Here is a 13,792-nt window from a genome sequence, read left to right on the forward strand (position 1 = left end):
CCATTGAACGAAAGGATGCGACCCCCGTGACTGCACTGCGCCCCCTCAGAGCGACCGCCTACAGCGCGGCGGTCGCGCGCCTGCGCGGCACATTTGTGGTGGTCGCGCTGTTCAGTGCAGCGGTGAACGTGCTGATGCTGACCGGGCCGATGTTCATGCTTCAGGTCTACGACCGCGTGCTGTCGAGCGGGTCTGTGCCCACGCTTCAGGCGCTGTACCTGATGGTGGTGGTGCTGTTTGTGTTTCTCGGCGTCTACGATTTCCTGCGCAGCCGGATCATGTCGCGCGCGGCCTATCGGCTGGATCAGGAGATCAGCGATGAGGCCTACGCCGTCTGGTTGCGTGCCGCCCTTGCCGATCTGCCGATGCTGAACCGCCCGTTATCGGATCTGGCCATCGTGCGCGGTTTTCTGTCCAGCCCGGTTGTGCTCGGCTTTTTCGATCTGCCGTGGATCCCGATCTATGTCGCGGTGTGTTTCTTTGTGCATCCGTGGTTGGGCTGGCTGACGGTGGCGGGTCTGGGCGTGGTACTGGTGCTGGCGCTGCTCAACCAGTTCACCACGCGCAAACATACCGCCAAGGCGATGCAGATGGACGGGGCGGAATCCTTTTTTGTCGAGCAAAGCCGCCGCACGGCGGAGGCGGTTCTGCCGATGGGGATGCGCCGGGGCGTGGCGGCACGCTGGTCGCAGATGCACCGCGACGGGCTGGCGACGGCACAGGTCGGCGGAGATCGCGGGCAGGGCTATACGGCGGCCTCCAAGGCGTTCCGTCTGCTGCTGCAATCCTCGCTACTGGGGCTGGGCGGCTATCTTGCGCTGCAACAACAGATCACAGCGGGCATGATCGTGGCGACCTCGATCATCGCCGGGCGGGCGCTGGCGCCGGTGGATCAGGTGATCGGCCAATGGGCCACCGTTGTGCGCGCGCGTGAGGCGCACCGCCGACTGCGCGAGACCTTCGCCGCCGCTCCCGTGCCCCGGCCAACCGTCGATCTGCCACCCGCAAAAGGCCATCTGGGCGTCGCAGGGGTGAGCAAATATGTCCCCGGGGACCGCGCCCGCGAACGCGCCCCGATCCTTGACGGTGTGACCTTCGGGCTTGAGCCGGGCGACGCGCTGGGCGTGATCGGACCAAGTGCGTCGGGCAAAAGCACGCTTGCGCGGATCCTCGTGGGTGCCACGCTGCCGGATGAGGGATCGGTCCGGCTCGACGGGGCGACGCTGGATCAATGGAGCGAGGATGCGCTAGGCAGCCAGATCGGCTATTTGCCGCAGCGGCTGGAGCTGCTGACCGGCACGGTGCGCGACAACATCGCCCGCTTTGATCCTGAGGCCGCCGATGAGGAAGTCATCAAGGCCGCGCGCCTGGCCGGTGTGCATGAGATGATCCTGCAACTGCCCGATGGCTACGCCACGCAGATGACGACCGACGCGGGCCCCTTTTCGGGCGGACAGTTGCAACGCATCGGGCTTGCACGGGCAGTCTACGGCGGTCCGCGCTATGTGGTGATGGACGAGCCGAACTCGAACCTCGATGCGGCGGGCGACGATGCGCTGTCACAGGCGATCCTGGCGCTGCGCGAGGCGGGATCAACCGTTGTTGTGATGGCCCACCGCCCCAGCGCCATCGCTGCGGTGAACAAGGTGATGGTGCTGCACGGCGGCCGCGTGGCAGAATTCGGCGCCCGTGACGAGATCCTGCAAAAGTCGCTGCGCCCGCGTGCGGTGCCCACCTCGAGTGAGACGGCATGACCCCAACCCTGCGTACATCTATCCGCTGGCCCGGTGTTCTGGGTGCGCTGGCCTCCGTGCTGTTGCTGGGCGGCGGGACGTGGTGGGCCACCACGACCGAGATCAGCGGCGCGGTCATCGCCTCCGGCACGGTCGAGGTGACGGGACGCCCCAAATCCGTGCAGCATCTCGACGGCGGTATCATCGCCGCGCTGCACGTGCGCGAAGGTGATGCGGTGGAGCGGGGCGCGCCGCTGGTGACGCTGGATGACACCTCGCTTGAGGCCAATCTGGCGATCTACCGCGCGCGACTGTCCGAGGCTCTGGCGACCCGCGACCGGCTTATCGCCGAGCAGATTGACGCGCCTGACATCAGCTTTGCCGCGGTCGATCCGCTGGTGGACGCGGCGGAGGCCGAAGTGCACCGCGCGGGCCAGATAGAGATTTTCGAGGCGCGGCAGGAGCTTGAGGCCAGCCGCCGCGACCGTCTCGCCGAGAAGGCCGCGCAATTCGGCAACCAGATCACCGGTGTCGAAGCGCTGATCGCGGCCAAGCAGCGCCAGATCGGGTTCATCGCCGAAGAAATCGCGGCGACGACGCAGCTGACCGAAAGGGGGCTCGCACGCGCCAGCCAGCTGCGCGGGCTGCAACGCAACGAGGCAGAGCTGCTGGGCCAGGTGGCCGAGCATCGCTCTGAGCTGGCGCGCATCCAGAATTCGATCCGCGATACCGAGATCGAGGTGCTGCAAGGTCGCCGCGAGATTACCGAAGACGTCGTTACCCGTCTGCGCGAAACCACCACCAGCATCGAAGAGTTACGTCAGCAGATCCTTACCACCGCCGCACAGCTCGACCGCGTCGAGATCCGCGCGCCCGACGCCGGGCGTATCCACGAGATGCAGTTCACGACGCTTGGCGGTGTGGTGCCGCCAGGCGGTGTGATCCTGCAAATCGTGCCGCGCGATGAGGGGTTCAGCTTTTTCACGCGTGTCGATCCTTCGTCCATCGACCAGGTGTTTCCGGGGCAGGAGGCAAAGGTGCTGTTCCCCGCGTTCAACCAGCGCACCACGCCGGAATTGCGCGGGCAGGTGGCGGGCGTGTCGGCCACGACGTCGATCGACGAGATCACGGGCCAGTCCTACTACCGGGTCGAAATTGCGGTGCCTGACGTGCAGCTTGACCGGCTTGGCACCCGCGCGCTGATCCCCGGGATGCCGGTGGAGGCCTATCTGACCACCGCCGAACGCACGGTGCTGAGCTATCTCGTCAAGCCGCTGAGCGATCAGCTGGTCCAGGCCTTCCGCGAGGAATAGGCGGCGCGTCAGGCGTCGAAAAAAACCGTTTCATCGGGGCCTTGCAGGTGGATGTTGTGGTGAAATCCGCCCTCGGCGGGCGTGGCCAATAGTGTCTGCGCCCGCGTGCCCGCCGCGCGGAACACCGGATCGGCGGCGTTCTCCTGTCCCGGAAAATAGAGCCGCGTCATCAGCCCCAGATTGATGCCCCGCGCCACGATCCAGATCAGCACATGCGGCGCCTGTCCGGTGGGCGCGCCGGGCATAAGCGTCTCGAACACCGCCGTCCCGCTCTGCGCGTCGGTGGGCTGACGCCCCCAGTGCCTGAATCCTTCGGTGGGACCAAAGCGGCCATCGGGGCCGGGCTGCCAGATCTCGATCATTGCGTCCGTGACCGGATCGCCCGCGCCGTCCATCACCGTCAGCGTGAGCGTCACGGGCGTGCCGTCGGGCGCGCCGGTGATCATCCGCGCGCCGGGGTCGTGCCCGCCGTACATGTCCGCCAGCCCGGCAAAACTCGGCACGCAGCCGATGTGCACGTAGGGCCCGGCGGTCTGCGACGGCGTCTCTTTGAACTTGCGCATCACCCGCCCTCCATCCGGTTCTCGAACAGGGTCTGGTCGCGCCCGCGCAGCGTGATGTCGAACCGGTAGGCGCGGATGTCCATCGGCACCGTCGCCGCCATGTCGAGCCGGGCGATGAGCGTCTCGACCGCCGCCTTGCTGGGGACCGCCTGCACGATGGGGCAGAGCGCGATATGCGGATCTCCCTCGAAATACATCTGGGTGATCAGCCGCTGGGCAAATCCATCGCCGAACACCGAGAAATGGATATGTGCGGGCCGCCAGTCATTGCCACCGTTGGGCCAGGGGTAGGGGCCGGGCTGCACCGTACGAAAGCTGTAGCTGCCGTCGGCGCGGGTGATGCACCGCCCGCAGCCGCCGAAATTCGGGTCAATCGCAGCGAGGTAGCCGTCCTTGACGTGTCGATACCGACCGCCTGCGTTGGCCTGCCAGATCTCGATCAGCTTGCCGGGCAGGGGGCGGCCCTGCTCATCGCGCAGCGTGCCATGTACTAGAATGCGCGGGCCGATGGCCGCCGCACCCGCCGCCGCGTAGTTCACGATCAGATCATCGTCGAGCGGGCCAATGTCGCCGTGCCCGAACGCGGGGCCGGTCATTTCGGTTTGCGTAGGCGCGTGATGCAGCCGGGCGTGCATCGGCGCGCGCAGGCGCGAACTGCGGTAATCGGGGGCAAGCGGGGGGGGTGCCTGTCAAGATCCCGCGCGGCGATAAGCTTGGTCATGGTGAACGCTCTTGGTTGCGTCGGGGCAGGGTGGATCGGGACATTGCGTCAATCAAGCGGCAGGCCCACGTAATTTTCGGCCAGCGCGCGCGATGCCGTCTCGGACCCGCTGAGATAGTCGAACTCCGCCCGCTGCATCCGCTTTTCGAAGGGCGAGTTTTCGGGGAACTGATGCATCAGCGTCGACAGCTGCCACGAGAAACGCTCGACCTTCCAGACGCGGCGCAGGACCGTTTCCGAATAGGTGTCGATGTGGTGATCGTTACCGTCCGCGTAATGCGCGATGAGCGCGCGCGACAGGATGCGGATATCGGCGGCGGCCAGGTTGAGCCCCTTGGCCCCCGTCGGCGGTACGATATGCGCCGCATCCCCGGCCAGAAACAGCGCACCGTAGCGCATCGGCTCGGCCACGAAAGACCGCAGCGGCGCGATGGATTTCTCGAACGAAGGACCGGTTTGCAGGTTTGCCGCCGCATCCGCGCCCAGCCGGGTGGCAAGCTCCTCCCAGAACCGGTCATCGGACCAGTCTGCGATATCGTCCTTCAGATCGCACTGGACGTAATAGCGGCTCCGCGTCGCCGATCGCATCGACGCCAGTGCAAAGCCGCGCGCGTGATTGGCATAGATCAATTCGTGACTGACGGGGGGACGCTCGACAAGAATGCCGAGCCAGCCGAATGGGTAGACCCGCTCAAATGTCCTGAGCACATCAGCCGGGATCGCCCGTCGCGATACCCCGTGAAAGCCGTCGCATCCGGCGATATAATCACATTCGACGATGATGCTTTCGCCCCCGTGGGTGAAGGCGACGCGTGGTTTTGCGGTTGTCAGATCGCGCGGGCTGACGTCGCTTGCATCAAAGAAAAAGATCTGGCCGTCAGCGTGGCGCTTGTCGAACAGATCCTTGGTCATCTCGGTCTGGCCGTAGACCGTGACGGTCTTGCCGGTCAGCGCCTTGAGGTCGATACGGTGGCGATCGCCGTCAAAGGCCAGCTCGAACCCGTCGTGGGGCAGCCCCTCGCGGTGCAGCCGGTCGGCGGCGCCGGCCTCCTCCAGTGCGGTGACGGTGCCCTGTTCTAGCACGCCCGCGCGGATCCGCCCCTCGATATGGGCGCGGTCCTTGCGGTCGATGACAACCGTGTCGATGCCCGCATTGGCAAGAAGCTGCGACAGCAAAAGCCCGCTGGGGCCAGAGCCGATGATGCAGACCTGTGTTTTCAGCGTTCTTGCCATGGATTTCCCTGAATGATGCACGGGCCGGTCACGGCGCAGCGTACCGCAAGTTAACGTCAGAAATACCTACACTGTCGAAATGCCTGAGGCCATGACACTGCGCGCGCAATCCTTGCACTATCCGATCAGACGGGGCAGGCTGAAGATGCACGCCACCGCAGGGATCATCATGATGCAACGGAGCATTCCGACCTATGAACTCTTTGGTGAGCTGCTTTCGGGGAGCTATACCGACCCGGTGCACCACGAGCCGATCCACGAGCGCAGCAGCCAGCATCATTGGACAATCCGACTTCACCGTCACAAGAGTCTCGCGCAGGTGTTTGTCTTTCGCACGCCGGGGGTTTCGCTGCGCGTGGGCGATCTGGCCCATACCAGCACCGCGCCGCTGGCGCTGTTCGTGCCTGCGGGGGTCGCCCACGGATTTCGATTTGCCGATGATGTGGTGGGCGATGTGCTGAGCCTGCGCATCAGCGCACTTGGCGCGCCCGTCGCGGCGCTGCTTGCTCGTCCCGAAATGCAGGCGGGCGGATTGATGCCCCGCGCGCGCTGCGAGAATTTCGATCTGATTGCGGAGGCGATTGGCCGTCTCGGGCAGGCCTACCACGGGATGCAGATCGAACGCGCGGCCCTGCTCGAGACGTTGACGCAATTGGTTCTGACCGCCATCAGCGGTGATTTGCGCCGTGAGACATCCCTGGCCGGACCGGCCCCGCAGGTGCAGGCAACGCGCCACGAGTTGCAGGCGGAGCAGTTTTGCGCATTGGTCGAAAAATGTTTTCGCGAGGATGTGAGCGTGGCAGGCTACGCTGACAGGTTGGATGTCTCCGCGCCGCATCTGACGCGGGTGTGTCGGCGGATCCTGGGGCGGCGCCCAACGCGCTGGTGCGCCAACGCCGCCTGCTCGAGGCCAAGCGGCTGCTTGAGTACACCCGTCTTGGCGTTGCCGAAATCGCGCATAGATCGGGCTTTCGCGATCCGTCGTTTTTCAGCCGCAGCTTTCGCAGCGCCTTCGGCCTGTCGCCAAAGGCGTACCGCGCGGCTCGCGACTTCTAGGCGCGGCCAAGGGGCGCGTCGGTCGGGGCGCGCCTCGCTCAGGCAACTTTGATTCCCTGGCTCCACACACCGCGCAGCAGCGGGGTTTCCCCGATCATGCGCACCCGCAGAACGTCGCCACGCAGGCCGTGCGCCAGCGTGCCGCGATCGTGCAGCCGGGCGGCGCGGGCCGGGTTTACGGTTGCCGTGGCAATGGCGCGCGGCAGATCATCCCAGATCGACGCGAGGCGAAAGGCCGACAGCAGCAGCGCCGAGGGCACGTAGTCGGACGACAGGATATCCAGCAGGCCCGCCCGCGCGAGCGCTTCTGCCGCGACATTGCCGGAGTGGGAGCCGCCGCGGATCAGGTTCGGCGCCCCCATCATCACCGCAATGCCGTGGGCGCGGCAGGCCTCGGCAGCGGCGTGCGTCGTGGGAAATTCGGCAAAGCCCGCGCCGTTGCGCGCCGAGGTGGCAACATGTTCGGCGGTGGTATCGTCGTGGCTGGCCAGCACCGCGCCGAGGCGGGCGGCCTCGGTCACCGCGCCAACCTCGTGGCGCGCGCCAAAGCGCCGCTGCAGGCTCATCAGGTTTTCCACGTGGGCGGCAAATTCAGCGTCATTCATCCCGCGTTTCTTGGCGACGTAGTTTTTCAGCACCTCCAGGTCGCGAAACTGCCGCTGCCCAGGGGTGTGATCCATCAGGCTGACGATGCCGACCCGGTCCGTGGGACCAAAGGTCGCGAATTCATCCAGCAGCGTATCGGAACAGATCTCTGCCCTCAGATGCAGGAAGTGGCTGATCTTGAAATACCCCTGTGCGCGCGCGGCAAGCAGGGCGTCGGCAAGGGTGCGGGCATATCTGAGATATCGGCCCTTGCCGCCGTGGATGGACCCCACGCGCATCGCGTCGAATACGGTCGTTATCCCGGTCGAGGCCAGCTCTGCATCATGGGCAAGAAGGGCGGGCAGATGTGGCCAGTCGACCCCGGGGCGCGGCTCGATATGGCGCTCGACGTTGTCGGTGTGCAGTTCTACCAGTCCGGGCAAGACCAGATCACCGTCGCAATCGATTGCGCCGGGCGGCAGGTGATCCCCTTCGGCAATATCGGTGATGAGGCCGTCCCGAACGGTCAGTGCGCCCTGCATCACCCGATCGGCCAGCACGAGCCGCGCATTCGCGAGACACAGATCGTTCGATGGGTGGCTACGCCCATTCACGGGAGGCACCGGAGCTTTGATCTGGACAAGTTTTGGTATCCCTATACAACTATACATATATTAGCAGATACCGGGCGGCGCGGAAGGGGAGATGTGAGAGTTTGAGCGATATTCCTGCAAAAACCCCGATCTGGAAGGCTATCGCGGCGGCCCTGCGCGATGATCTTGCCGAGGGGCGCTACGTGCTGGGTGACCGCTTGCCGACTGAGGCCGCGCTGGCGCAGCGGTTCGGGGTCAACCGTCACACGGTCCGCCACGGCATTTCCGCACTGGTCAAGGAGGGGTTGGTGCGCACCCGGCGCGGTGCCGGCGCCTTTGTCGCGGCCACGCCGACCGATTACCCGCTCTCACGGCGTGTGCGCTTTCACGAAAATCTGAGTGCCGCCGGGCGCAGGCCGGAAAAACGCGTGCTGACCATCGAGACGCGCGCGGCGACGTCAAACGAAGCGCTGGCGCTGAACCTTCCCGCCATCGATCCGGTCTGCGTCTATCACGGTCTGTCGTTGGCGGACGGCCAGCCCATCGCCCTGTTCGAGAGCCTGTTTCCCGTGCGCAGGCTTCCCGGAATCGCCACCGCCCTGACACAGCACAGCAGCGTGACCGAAGCGCTACGCGCGGCGGGCATCGATGACTATACCCGCGCCTCCACCCGTCTGACTGCGGTGCGCGCCAGTGCCACGCAGGCGTTGCACCTGCGGCTGGCAGAGGGCGATCCGCTTTTGCGCGCCACATCCGTAAACGTCGACGGGCAGGGGCAGCCGGTGGAATTCGGCCGCACCTGGTTTGCGGGCGACCGTCTAACGCTGACACTGGAAGGCTAGGGGGCGGCGCAAGCTGCGTGTTACAAAACCTTCACTTTCAGCACGCGCGCAATTGAAATAACCCTCGGGCGTTAAAACGCGGACGCGGGGACCGTCCGGCGACATCTGCGCGAAAAGGAGCCCGCACATGATTGTCTACGCCATCAACGGCCTTGGCCGCATCGGTAAGCTGGCGCTGAAACCGCTGTTGCAACGCGGGGCCCGCATTGCCTGGATCAACGACGCCGTCGGCGATCCCGAAATGCATGCGCATCTGCTGGAGTTCGACACGGTGCACGGCCGCTGGCAGGCTGAGTTTGCCTACGACAGCGACAGCATCACCATCGACGGCACGAAGATCCCCTTTTTCGGGACACGCGACATTGCCGCGCTGCCGCTCGACGGTGTCGACGTGGTGATCGACTGTACCGGCGTGTTCAAAACGCAAGCCAAGCTTGCGCCCTATTTCGACGCGGGCGTGCGCAAGGTCGTGGTCTCGGCGCCGGTCAAGGACGGCGGTGCCGCCAACATCGTCTACGGGGTCAATACCGAGCTCTACGACCCCGCGCAGCACGACATCGTGACGGCGGCGAGCTGCACGACCAATTGCCTCGCCCCCGTCGTCAAGGTGATCCACGAGGCGCTCGGGATCAAACACGGCTCCATCACGACGATCCACGACGTGACCAACACGCAAACCATCGTGGACCGCCCGGCCAAGGATCTGCGTCGCGCCCGCTCGGCGCTGAATTCACTGATCCCCACGACCACCGGCAGCGCGACGGCGATCACGCTGATCTACCCGGAATTGGCGGGCCGGTTGAACGGGCACGCGGTCCGGGTGCCCTTGCTCAACGCATCGTTGACCGACTGCGTGTTCGAAGTCGCACGCGAAACGAGCGTGCAGGAGGTCAACGCCCTCTTCGCGGCCGCAGCCGATGGCCCGTTGCGCGGTATTCTGGGGTATGAGACCCGCCCGCTGGTGTCAGCCGATTACACCAACGACACCCGCTCCGGCATCGTCGACGCGCCCAGCACCATGGTCATCAACGGCACACAGGTGAAAATCTATGCCTGGTACGATAACGAGATGGGCTATGCGCACCGGTTGGTGGATGTGGCCTGCATGGTCGGGGACAGCCTGTGAGCCAGCCCGCCGGGCGCCCCGAAGGGCTATCGGCCTATGTCGCGGTCACGGCGGCCTATTGGGCATTCATGCTCAGCGACGGAGCCCTGCGGATGCTGGTGCTGCTGCATTTTCACACGCTGGGGTTTTCGCCCGTCCAGCTGGCCTATCTCTTTGTCCTGTACGAAATCGCCGGGGTTGTGACCAATCTGTGCGCGGGATGGATTGCCGCGCGCTTCGGGCTGGCCTCGACGCTCTACGCGGGATTGGCGCTTCAGGTGCTGGCGTTGCTGGCGCTCGCGCAGCTTGATCCCTCGTGGACGGTGGCGGCGTCGGTTGTTTTCGTCATGCTCGTGCAGGGGGCGAGCGGCGTTGCCAAAGACCTCGCCAAGATGTCGTCGAAATCGGCGGTAAAGATCCTCGCACCGGCGCAGGACGGTGGCCTTTTCCGCTGGGTCGCGCTGCTGACCGGGTCCAAGAACATGGTCAAGGGGGCTGGCTTTCTTCTGGGGACGGGGTTGCTGGCGACGCTGGGGTTCGTCTGGGCGGTGCTCGGCATGGCTGCCATCCTTGCCGCGATCTTGCTGGCGGTGCTGATCGCCATGCCATCGGGCCTGCCACGGGGGCGCAAGGGGGCGAAATTTTCCGACGTGCTGTCGACATCGGCCAACGTCAACTGGCTCAGCGCGGCGCGGGTGTTCCTGTTTGGGGCGCGCGATGTCTGGTTTGTCGTTGGCATCCCGATCTATTTCTACGCCGTGCTGTCGGATGGCACGACCGCGTCGAACCGCGCGGCATTCTTTGCCATCGGCACCTTCATGGCCGGTTGGATCATCCTCTACGGCCTCGTTCAGGCCAATGCGCCGCGCCTTTTGCGCGCCCGAACGCGGGGCCATGCGGATCTGATCGGCGCCGCGCGCGGCTGGGGTTGGGCGCTTGCGGTGGTGCCCGCCGGGCTGACCATTGCCGCGCTGATCGCCGGCGCGCCGCAGATGTGGCTGACGGCGACGCTGGTTGTCGGCCTGCTGATGTTTGGCGCGATCTTTGCGGTGAATTCATCGCTGCACTCCTATCTGATCCTGTCTTTCAGCAAGGCCGAGCGCGTGACGATGGATGTGGGCTTTTATTACATGGCCAACGCCTGCGGGCGGCTGGTGGGGACGCTTCTGTCGGGGATGACCTACCAGACCGGTGGCCTGCCTTTGATGCTGGGGACTGCGACGGGGATGGTGGTACTCTCGGCGGTGGTTGTTGGGCGCCTCCGGCCAGAGCCGCGCGAAATCGGCTAAGCGGCCTGCAACACCGCCTTAGAGGCTTCAAGATACGGCGAATGTTCGGCGTGCGGTTCTTGTGAGGATCAGGCGGGACCAAGACTGCGCCCGGGCGGCGCTGCATCGAAACGGCTGAGTTCAGACGAACTGACATCCTTGAAAGACGGGATGCCAAGCTGACCCAATGCGCGGGTCAGTTCCAATTGCAATATATCGAACGCGCGCCCGGCGCCCGCGTCATCCCCGGCACCGACACCGTAGGCAAACGCGCGCCCGGCAAAGGCAAAATCGGCCCCAAGGGCTTTTGCGCGCAGGATATCCGCACCCCGCCGGATACCACTGTCGAGGATCAGGGTCATGCGGCCCGCGACGGCTTCGGCGATGGCGGGCAGGGCGTCGATCGTCGGCGGGCCAAAGGCTACCTGACGGCCGCCGTGGTTGGACACGACAATCCCGTCGCAGCCAATGTCGGCGCAGGCCACCGCATCCTTTGCATGCAGAATACCTTTGACCAAAAGCCTGCCCCGCCAGCGGGCCCGCAAGCGTTTGAGGTCTTCCCATGTAAATCCGGGCGTAATCAGGGTTTTCTGCACCTCCGCGTAGGATGTAGCGCTTTTCAAAAGATCAGCGTAGTTCGCCACGTTCGGCGTGCCGTGTTTCAGACTGGTGAGCGCCCAACGCGGGTTCATGGCGCATTGCAGGATCACCTCGGGTGTAAACCGAAACGGCACCGCAAGCTGGTTGCGGATGTCGCGGTCACGCTTGCCCGCGGCAGGGACGTCCGCCGTGACCATCAACGTGGTGTAGCCTGCGGCCTCTGCCCGCGCGATCAGCCCTTCGGTGACATCCGCATCGCTGGACACATATAGCTGAAACCAGCCGTTTCCGTCCGCGGCTTCGGCAAGCTGTTCCAGCGTGGTCGAGGAGGCTGAACTGGCCGTGTAGGGGATGTTTTGCGCCTTGCACAATCGCGCAAGCGTCAGGTCCGCCCCCGGCCAGAATGCGTTGAGCATGCCGATGGGAGCCATGCCGAAGGGCGCATCGAAAGTCTGTCCGAACACGGTTGCGCTTGTGTCGATGGTGGAGACATCCACCATGTAGCGGGGGGTCAGTTCGACATTCTCGAAGGCTTCGGTGTTGCGGCGCATGTTGCGTTCGTTTTCCGCCCCGCCATCCACCAGATCAAACGCAAAGCGCGGGATGCGGCGTTTGGCGCGCAGCCGCAAGTCTTCGATAGAGGCCGCGCGGTCGAGCCCCATCAGATCGACCACCCGCCATCCACGGCAAAGGCCTGGCCGGTGGTGAAGGCCGACAGGTCCCCGGCCAGATAACAGACCATTTCGGCAATTTCCGCAGGGCGGCCAAGTCGGCCCATGGGCTGGCGTTCCTTGAATGCGGCGAGAGCTTTGTCGAAGTCGCCGGTCGCGCTCAACCGGTCGTTCAGGGACGGGCTTTGCACTGTGCCGGGGCAGATCGCGTTGCAGCGTATGCCGTCACGGACAAAGTCGGCGGCGATGGCCTTTGTCATCCCGATGATCGCCGCCTTTGACGCGCCGTAGGCAAAGCGGCGCGGCGCGCCTTTTTCGCTGGAAACGATGGAGGAGATATTGATGATCGAACCGCACTTGTTGGCGAGCATGCCCGGCAGCACGGCCTTTGTGACGCGGTACATGGCCTTGGCGTTCAGAGCGAAGGCGCGATCCCAGACGTCCTCGTCGACATCAAGGATCGTGCCATCGTGTACCCAGCCTGCGCAATTGAGCAGGATGTCCAAGGGACCGGCGGACGCCACAAGTGCCTGCACAGCTGCCGCGTCCAGCACATCGAGTTCGTGGGCTGTGATATTCGGGGATGTGCGGGCCAATTCGGTAACGGCCGCGCTGTCCAGATCGGTCGCGATGACCTGTGCACCCCGTGCGGCAAGCGCCTCGGCACTCGCCCGTCCGATACCTGCACCCGCCGCGGTGATTAGCGCGGTCTTGCCTGTCAGGGATTGATCCATAGTCTTCCTCCTACCGGGCGAGCCAGCCACCGTCGACGGTGACCACGCTTCCGTGGCAATAGTTGGCCGCGTCTGACGCCAGAAAAACCGCCGCCCCCGCGATTTCCGACGGGTCCGCGAAACGGCCCGCCGGAATGCGTTCGAGCAACGCCCTCGAGCGGTCGGGATCGTCGCGCAGCGCTTGTGTGTTGTCGGTAGCGGTGTAGCCCGGCGCGATGCTGTTGACGTTGACACCGTGCGGTGCCCATTCGTTGCACAGAGCTCTGGTCAGGCCGACAACCGCGTGTTTGCTGGCGGCATACGCGGGTACGCGCAGGCCGCCCTGCGATGCGAGGACAGAGGACACGATGATGATCTTGCCAGCGCCCTGGGCAACCATGTGCGTCCCCGCCGCCTGAGATAGCAACCAGACGGAGTCGAGGTTCACCGAGAGCACGCGCCGCCAGTCCTTGAGCGGCATGTCAGTGCTCTCTTCGCGGTGGATGATGCCAGCGTTGTTGACCAAGATGTCCAGCCCGCCGAGGGCGTCGCTGGCAAAGCCTATGACCTGCTTTGCGGCTGCTTCATCCATGTCGGCAAAGTCGGCCTGCACGGCGGCGCCCTTGACGCCCAATTCCCCGATCCTGGCGAGGGTGTCGTCGGGTTGATGGCTGCGATAGGTCAGCGCCACGTTGGCCCCGGCGGCGGCAAGGCCAAGGGCGATGCCTTCGCCGATGCCGGTCGCCCCTCCGGTGACCAAGGCGCGGCGGCCTGTCAAATCAAACGGGTTGCCCAT

Annotated in this window: 12 protein-coding genes and 1 pseudogene; 6 read left to right on the forward strand and 7 right to left on the reverse strand. The window is 65.1% G+C overall.

Annotated features, from left to right (window positions below):
- Positions 1-26: 26 nt before the first annotated feature.
- Entirely contained in the window at positions 27-1,754 is a 1,728-nt protein-coding gene (locus KDD17_RS04300; RefSeq protein ID WP_212705441.1) for a type I secretion system permease/ATPase, read from the forward strand.
- Complete coding sequence (locus tag KDD17_RS04305; protein ID WP_212705442.1) at positions 1,751-3,046, forward strand: HlyD family type I secretion periplasmic adaptor subunit; 1,296 nt, start codon at positions 1,751-1,753, stop codon at positions 3,044-3,046. The genes KDD17_RS04300 and KDD17_RS04305 overlap by 4 nt, the downstream gene beginning before the upstream one ends.
- An 8-nt stretch (positions 3,047-3,054) precedes the next feature.
- Here the strand turns inward: KDD17_RS04305 and pcaG are convergent, their stop codons facing one another.
- The 3 genes and pseudogenes from pcaG to pobA form a co-directional block, all read right to left on the reverse strand.
- On the reverse strand, positions 3,055-3,609 hold the full coding sequence (gene pcaG / locus KDD17_RS04310) for a protocatechuate 3,4-dioxygenase subunit alpha (protein ID WP_212705443.1): 555 nt from the start codon (positions 3,607-3,609) through the stop codon (positions 3,055-3,057).
- Positions 3,609-4,292: pseudogene (gene pcaH, locus KDD17_RS04315) on the reverse strand (protocatechuate 3,4-dioxygenase subunit beta); the annotation flags it as partial. The gene pcaG and the pseudogene pcaH, both read right to left, overlap by 1 nt.
- Positions 4,293-4,378: 86 nt before the next feature.
- Positions 4,379-5,563, reverse strand: coding sequence for a 4-hydroxybenzoate 3-monooxygenase (gene pobA, locus KDD17_RS04320; protein WP_212705444.1), 1,185 nt, complete (start codon positions 5,561-5,563; stop codon positions 4,379-4,381).
- 91 nt (positions 5,564-5,654) lie between these two features.
- On the opposite strand from pobA, the gene KDD17_RS18720 reads away from it, so the two are divergent.
- A complete protein-coding gene (locus KDD17_RS18720; protein ID WP_254796889.1) occupies positions 5,655-6,671 on the forward strand; it encodes a cupin domain-containing protein in 1,017 nt (338 codons plus the stop codon).
- Here the strand turns inward: KDD17_RS18720 and KDD17_RS04335 are convergent.
- A complete protein-coding gene (locus KDD17_RS04335; protein ID WP_254796939.1) occupies positions 6,658-7,746 on the reverse strand; it encodes an alpha-D-ribose 1-methylphosphonate 5-triphosphate diphosphatase in 1,089 nt (362 codons plus the stop codon). The genes KDD17_RS18720 and KDD17_RS04335 overlap by 14 nt on opposite strands.
- A gap of 182 nt (positions 7,747-7,928) precedes the next feature.
- Here KDD17_RS04335 and phnF point away from each other — a divergent pair, with 182 nt between their 5' ends.
- From phnF to arsJ, 3 genes are all read left to right on the forward strand, one after another.
- Entirely contained in the window at positions 7,929-8,639 is a 711-nt protein-coding gene (phnF, locus tag KDD17_RS04340) for a phosphonate metabolism transcriptional regulator PhnF (protein WP_348541494.1), read from the forward strand.
- Between the two features lie 127 nt (positions 8,640-8,766).
- Positions 8,767-9,765, forward strand: coding sequence for an ArsJ-associated glyceraldehyde-3-phosphate dehydrogenase (locus KDD17_RS04345; RefSeq protein ID WP_212705449.1), 999 nt, complete (start codon positions 8,767-8,769; stop codon positions 9,763-9,765).
- 68 nt (positions 9,766-9,833) lie between these two features.
- Complete coding sequence (gene arsJ / locus KDD17_RS04350) at positions 9,834-11,033, forward strand: organoarsenical effux MFS transporter ArsJ (protein WP_431358147.1); 1,200 nt, start codon at positions 9,834-9,836, stop codon at positions 11,031-11,033.
- Between the two features lie 68 nt (positions 11,034-11,101).
- On the opposite strand, the gene KDD17_RS04355 is transcribed toward arsJ, so the two are convergent.
- From KDD17_RS04355 to KDD17_RS04365, 3 genes are read right to left on the reverse strand one after another with little or no spacing between them, the layout of a single operon-like run.
- A complete protein-coding gene (locus KDD17_RS04355) occupies positions 11,102-12,286 on the reverse strand; it encodes an alpha-hydroxy acid oxidase (RefSeq protein WP_212705451.1) in 1,185 nt (394 codons plus the stop codon).
- Positions 12,274-13,017, reverse strand: coding sequence for an SDR family oxidoreductase (locus tag KDD17_RS04360; protein WP_212705452.1), 744 nt, complete (start codon positions 13,015-13,017; stop codon positions 12,274-12,276). The genes KDD17_RS04355 and KDD17_RS04360 overlap by 13 nt, the downstream gene beginning before the upstream one ends.
- Before the next feature lie 10 nt (positions 13,018-13,027).
- Positions 13,028-13,792 (reverse strand): SDR family oxidoreductase, encoded by a 765-nt coding sequence (locus KDD17_RS04365; protein ID WP_212705453.1) that lies wholly within the window; start codon positions 13,790-13,792, stop codon positions 13,028-13,030.

It is taken from the genome of Sulfitobacter albidus (assembly GCF_018200035.1).
Taxonomy (GTDB): domain Bacteria; phylum Pseudomonadota; class Alphaproteobacteria; order Rhodobacterales; family Rhodobacteraceae; genus Sulfitobacter; species Sulfitobacter albidus.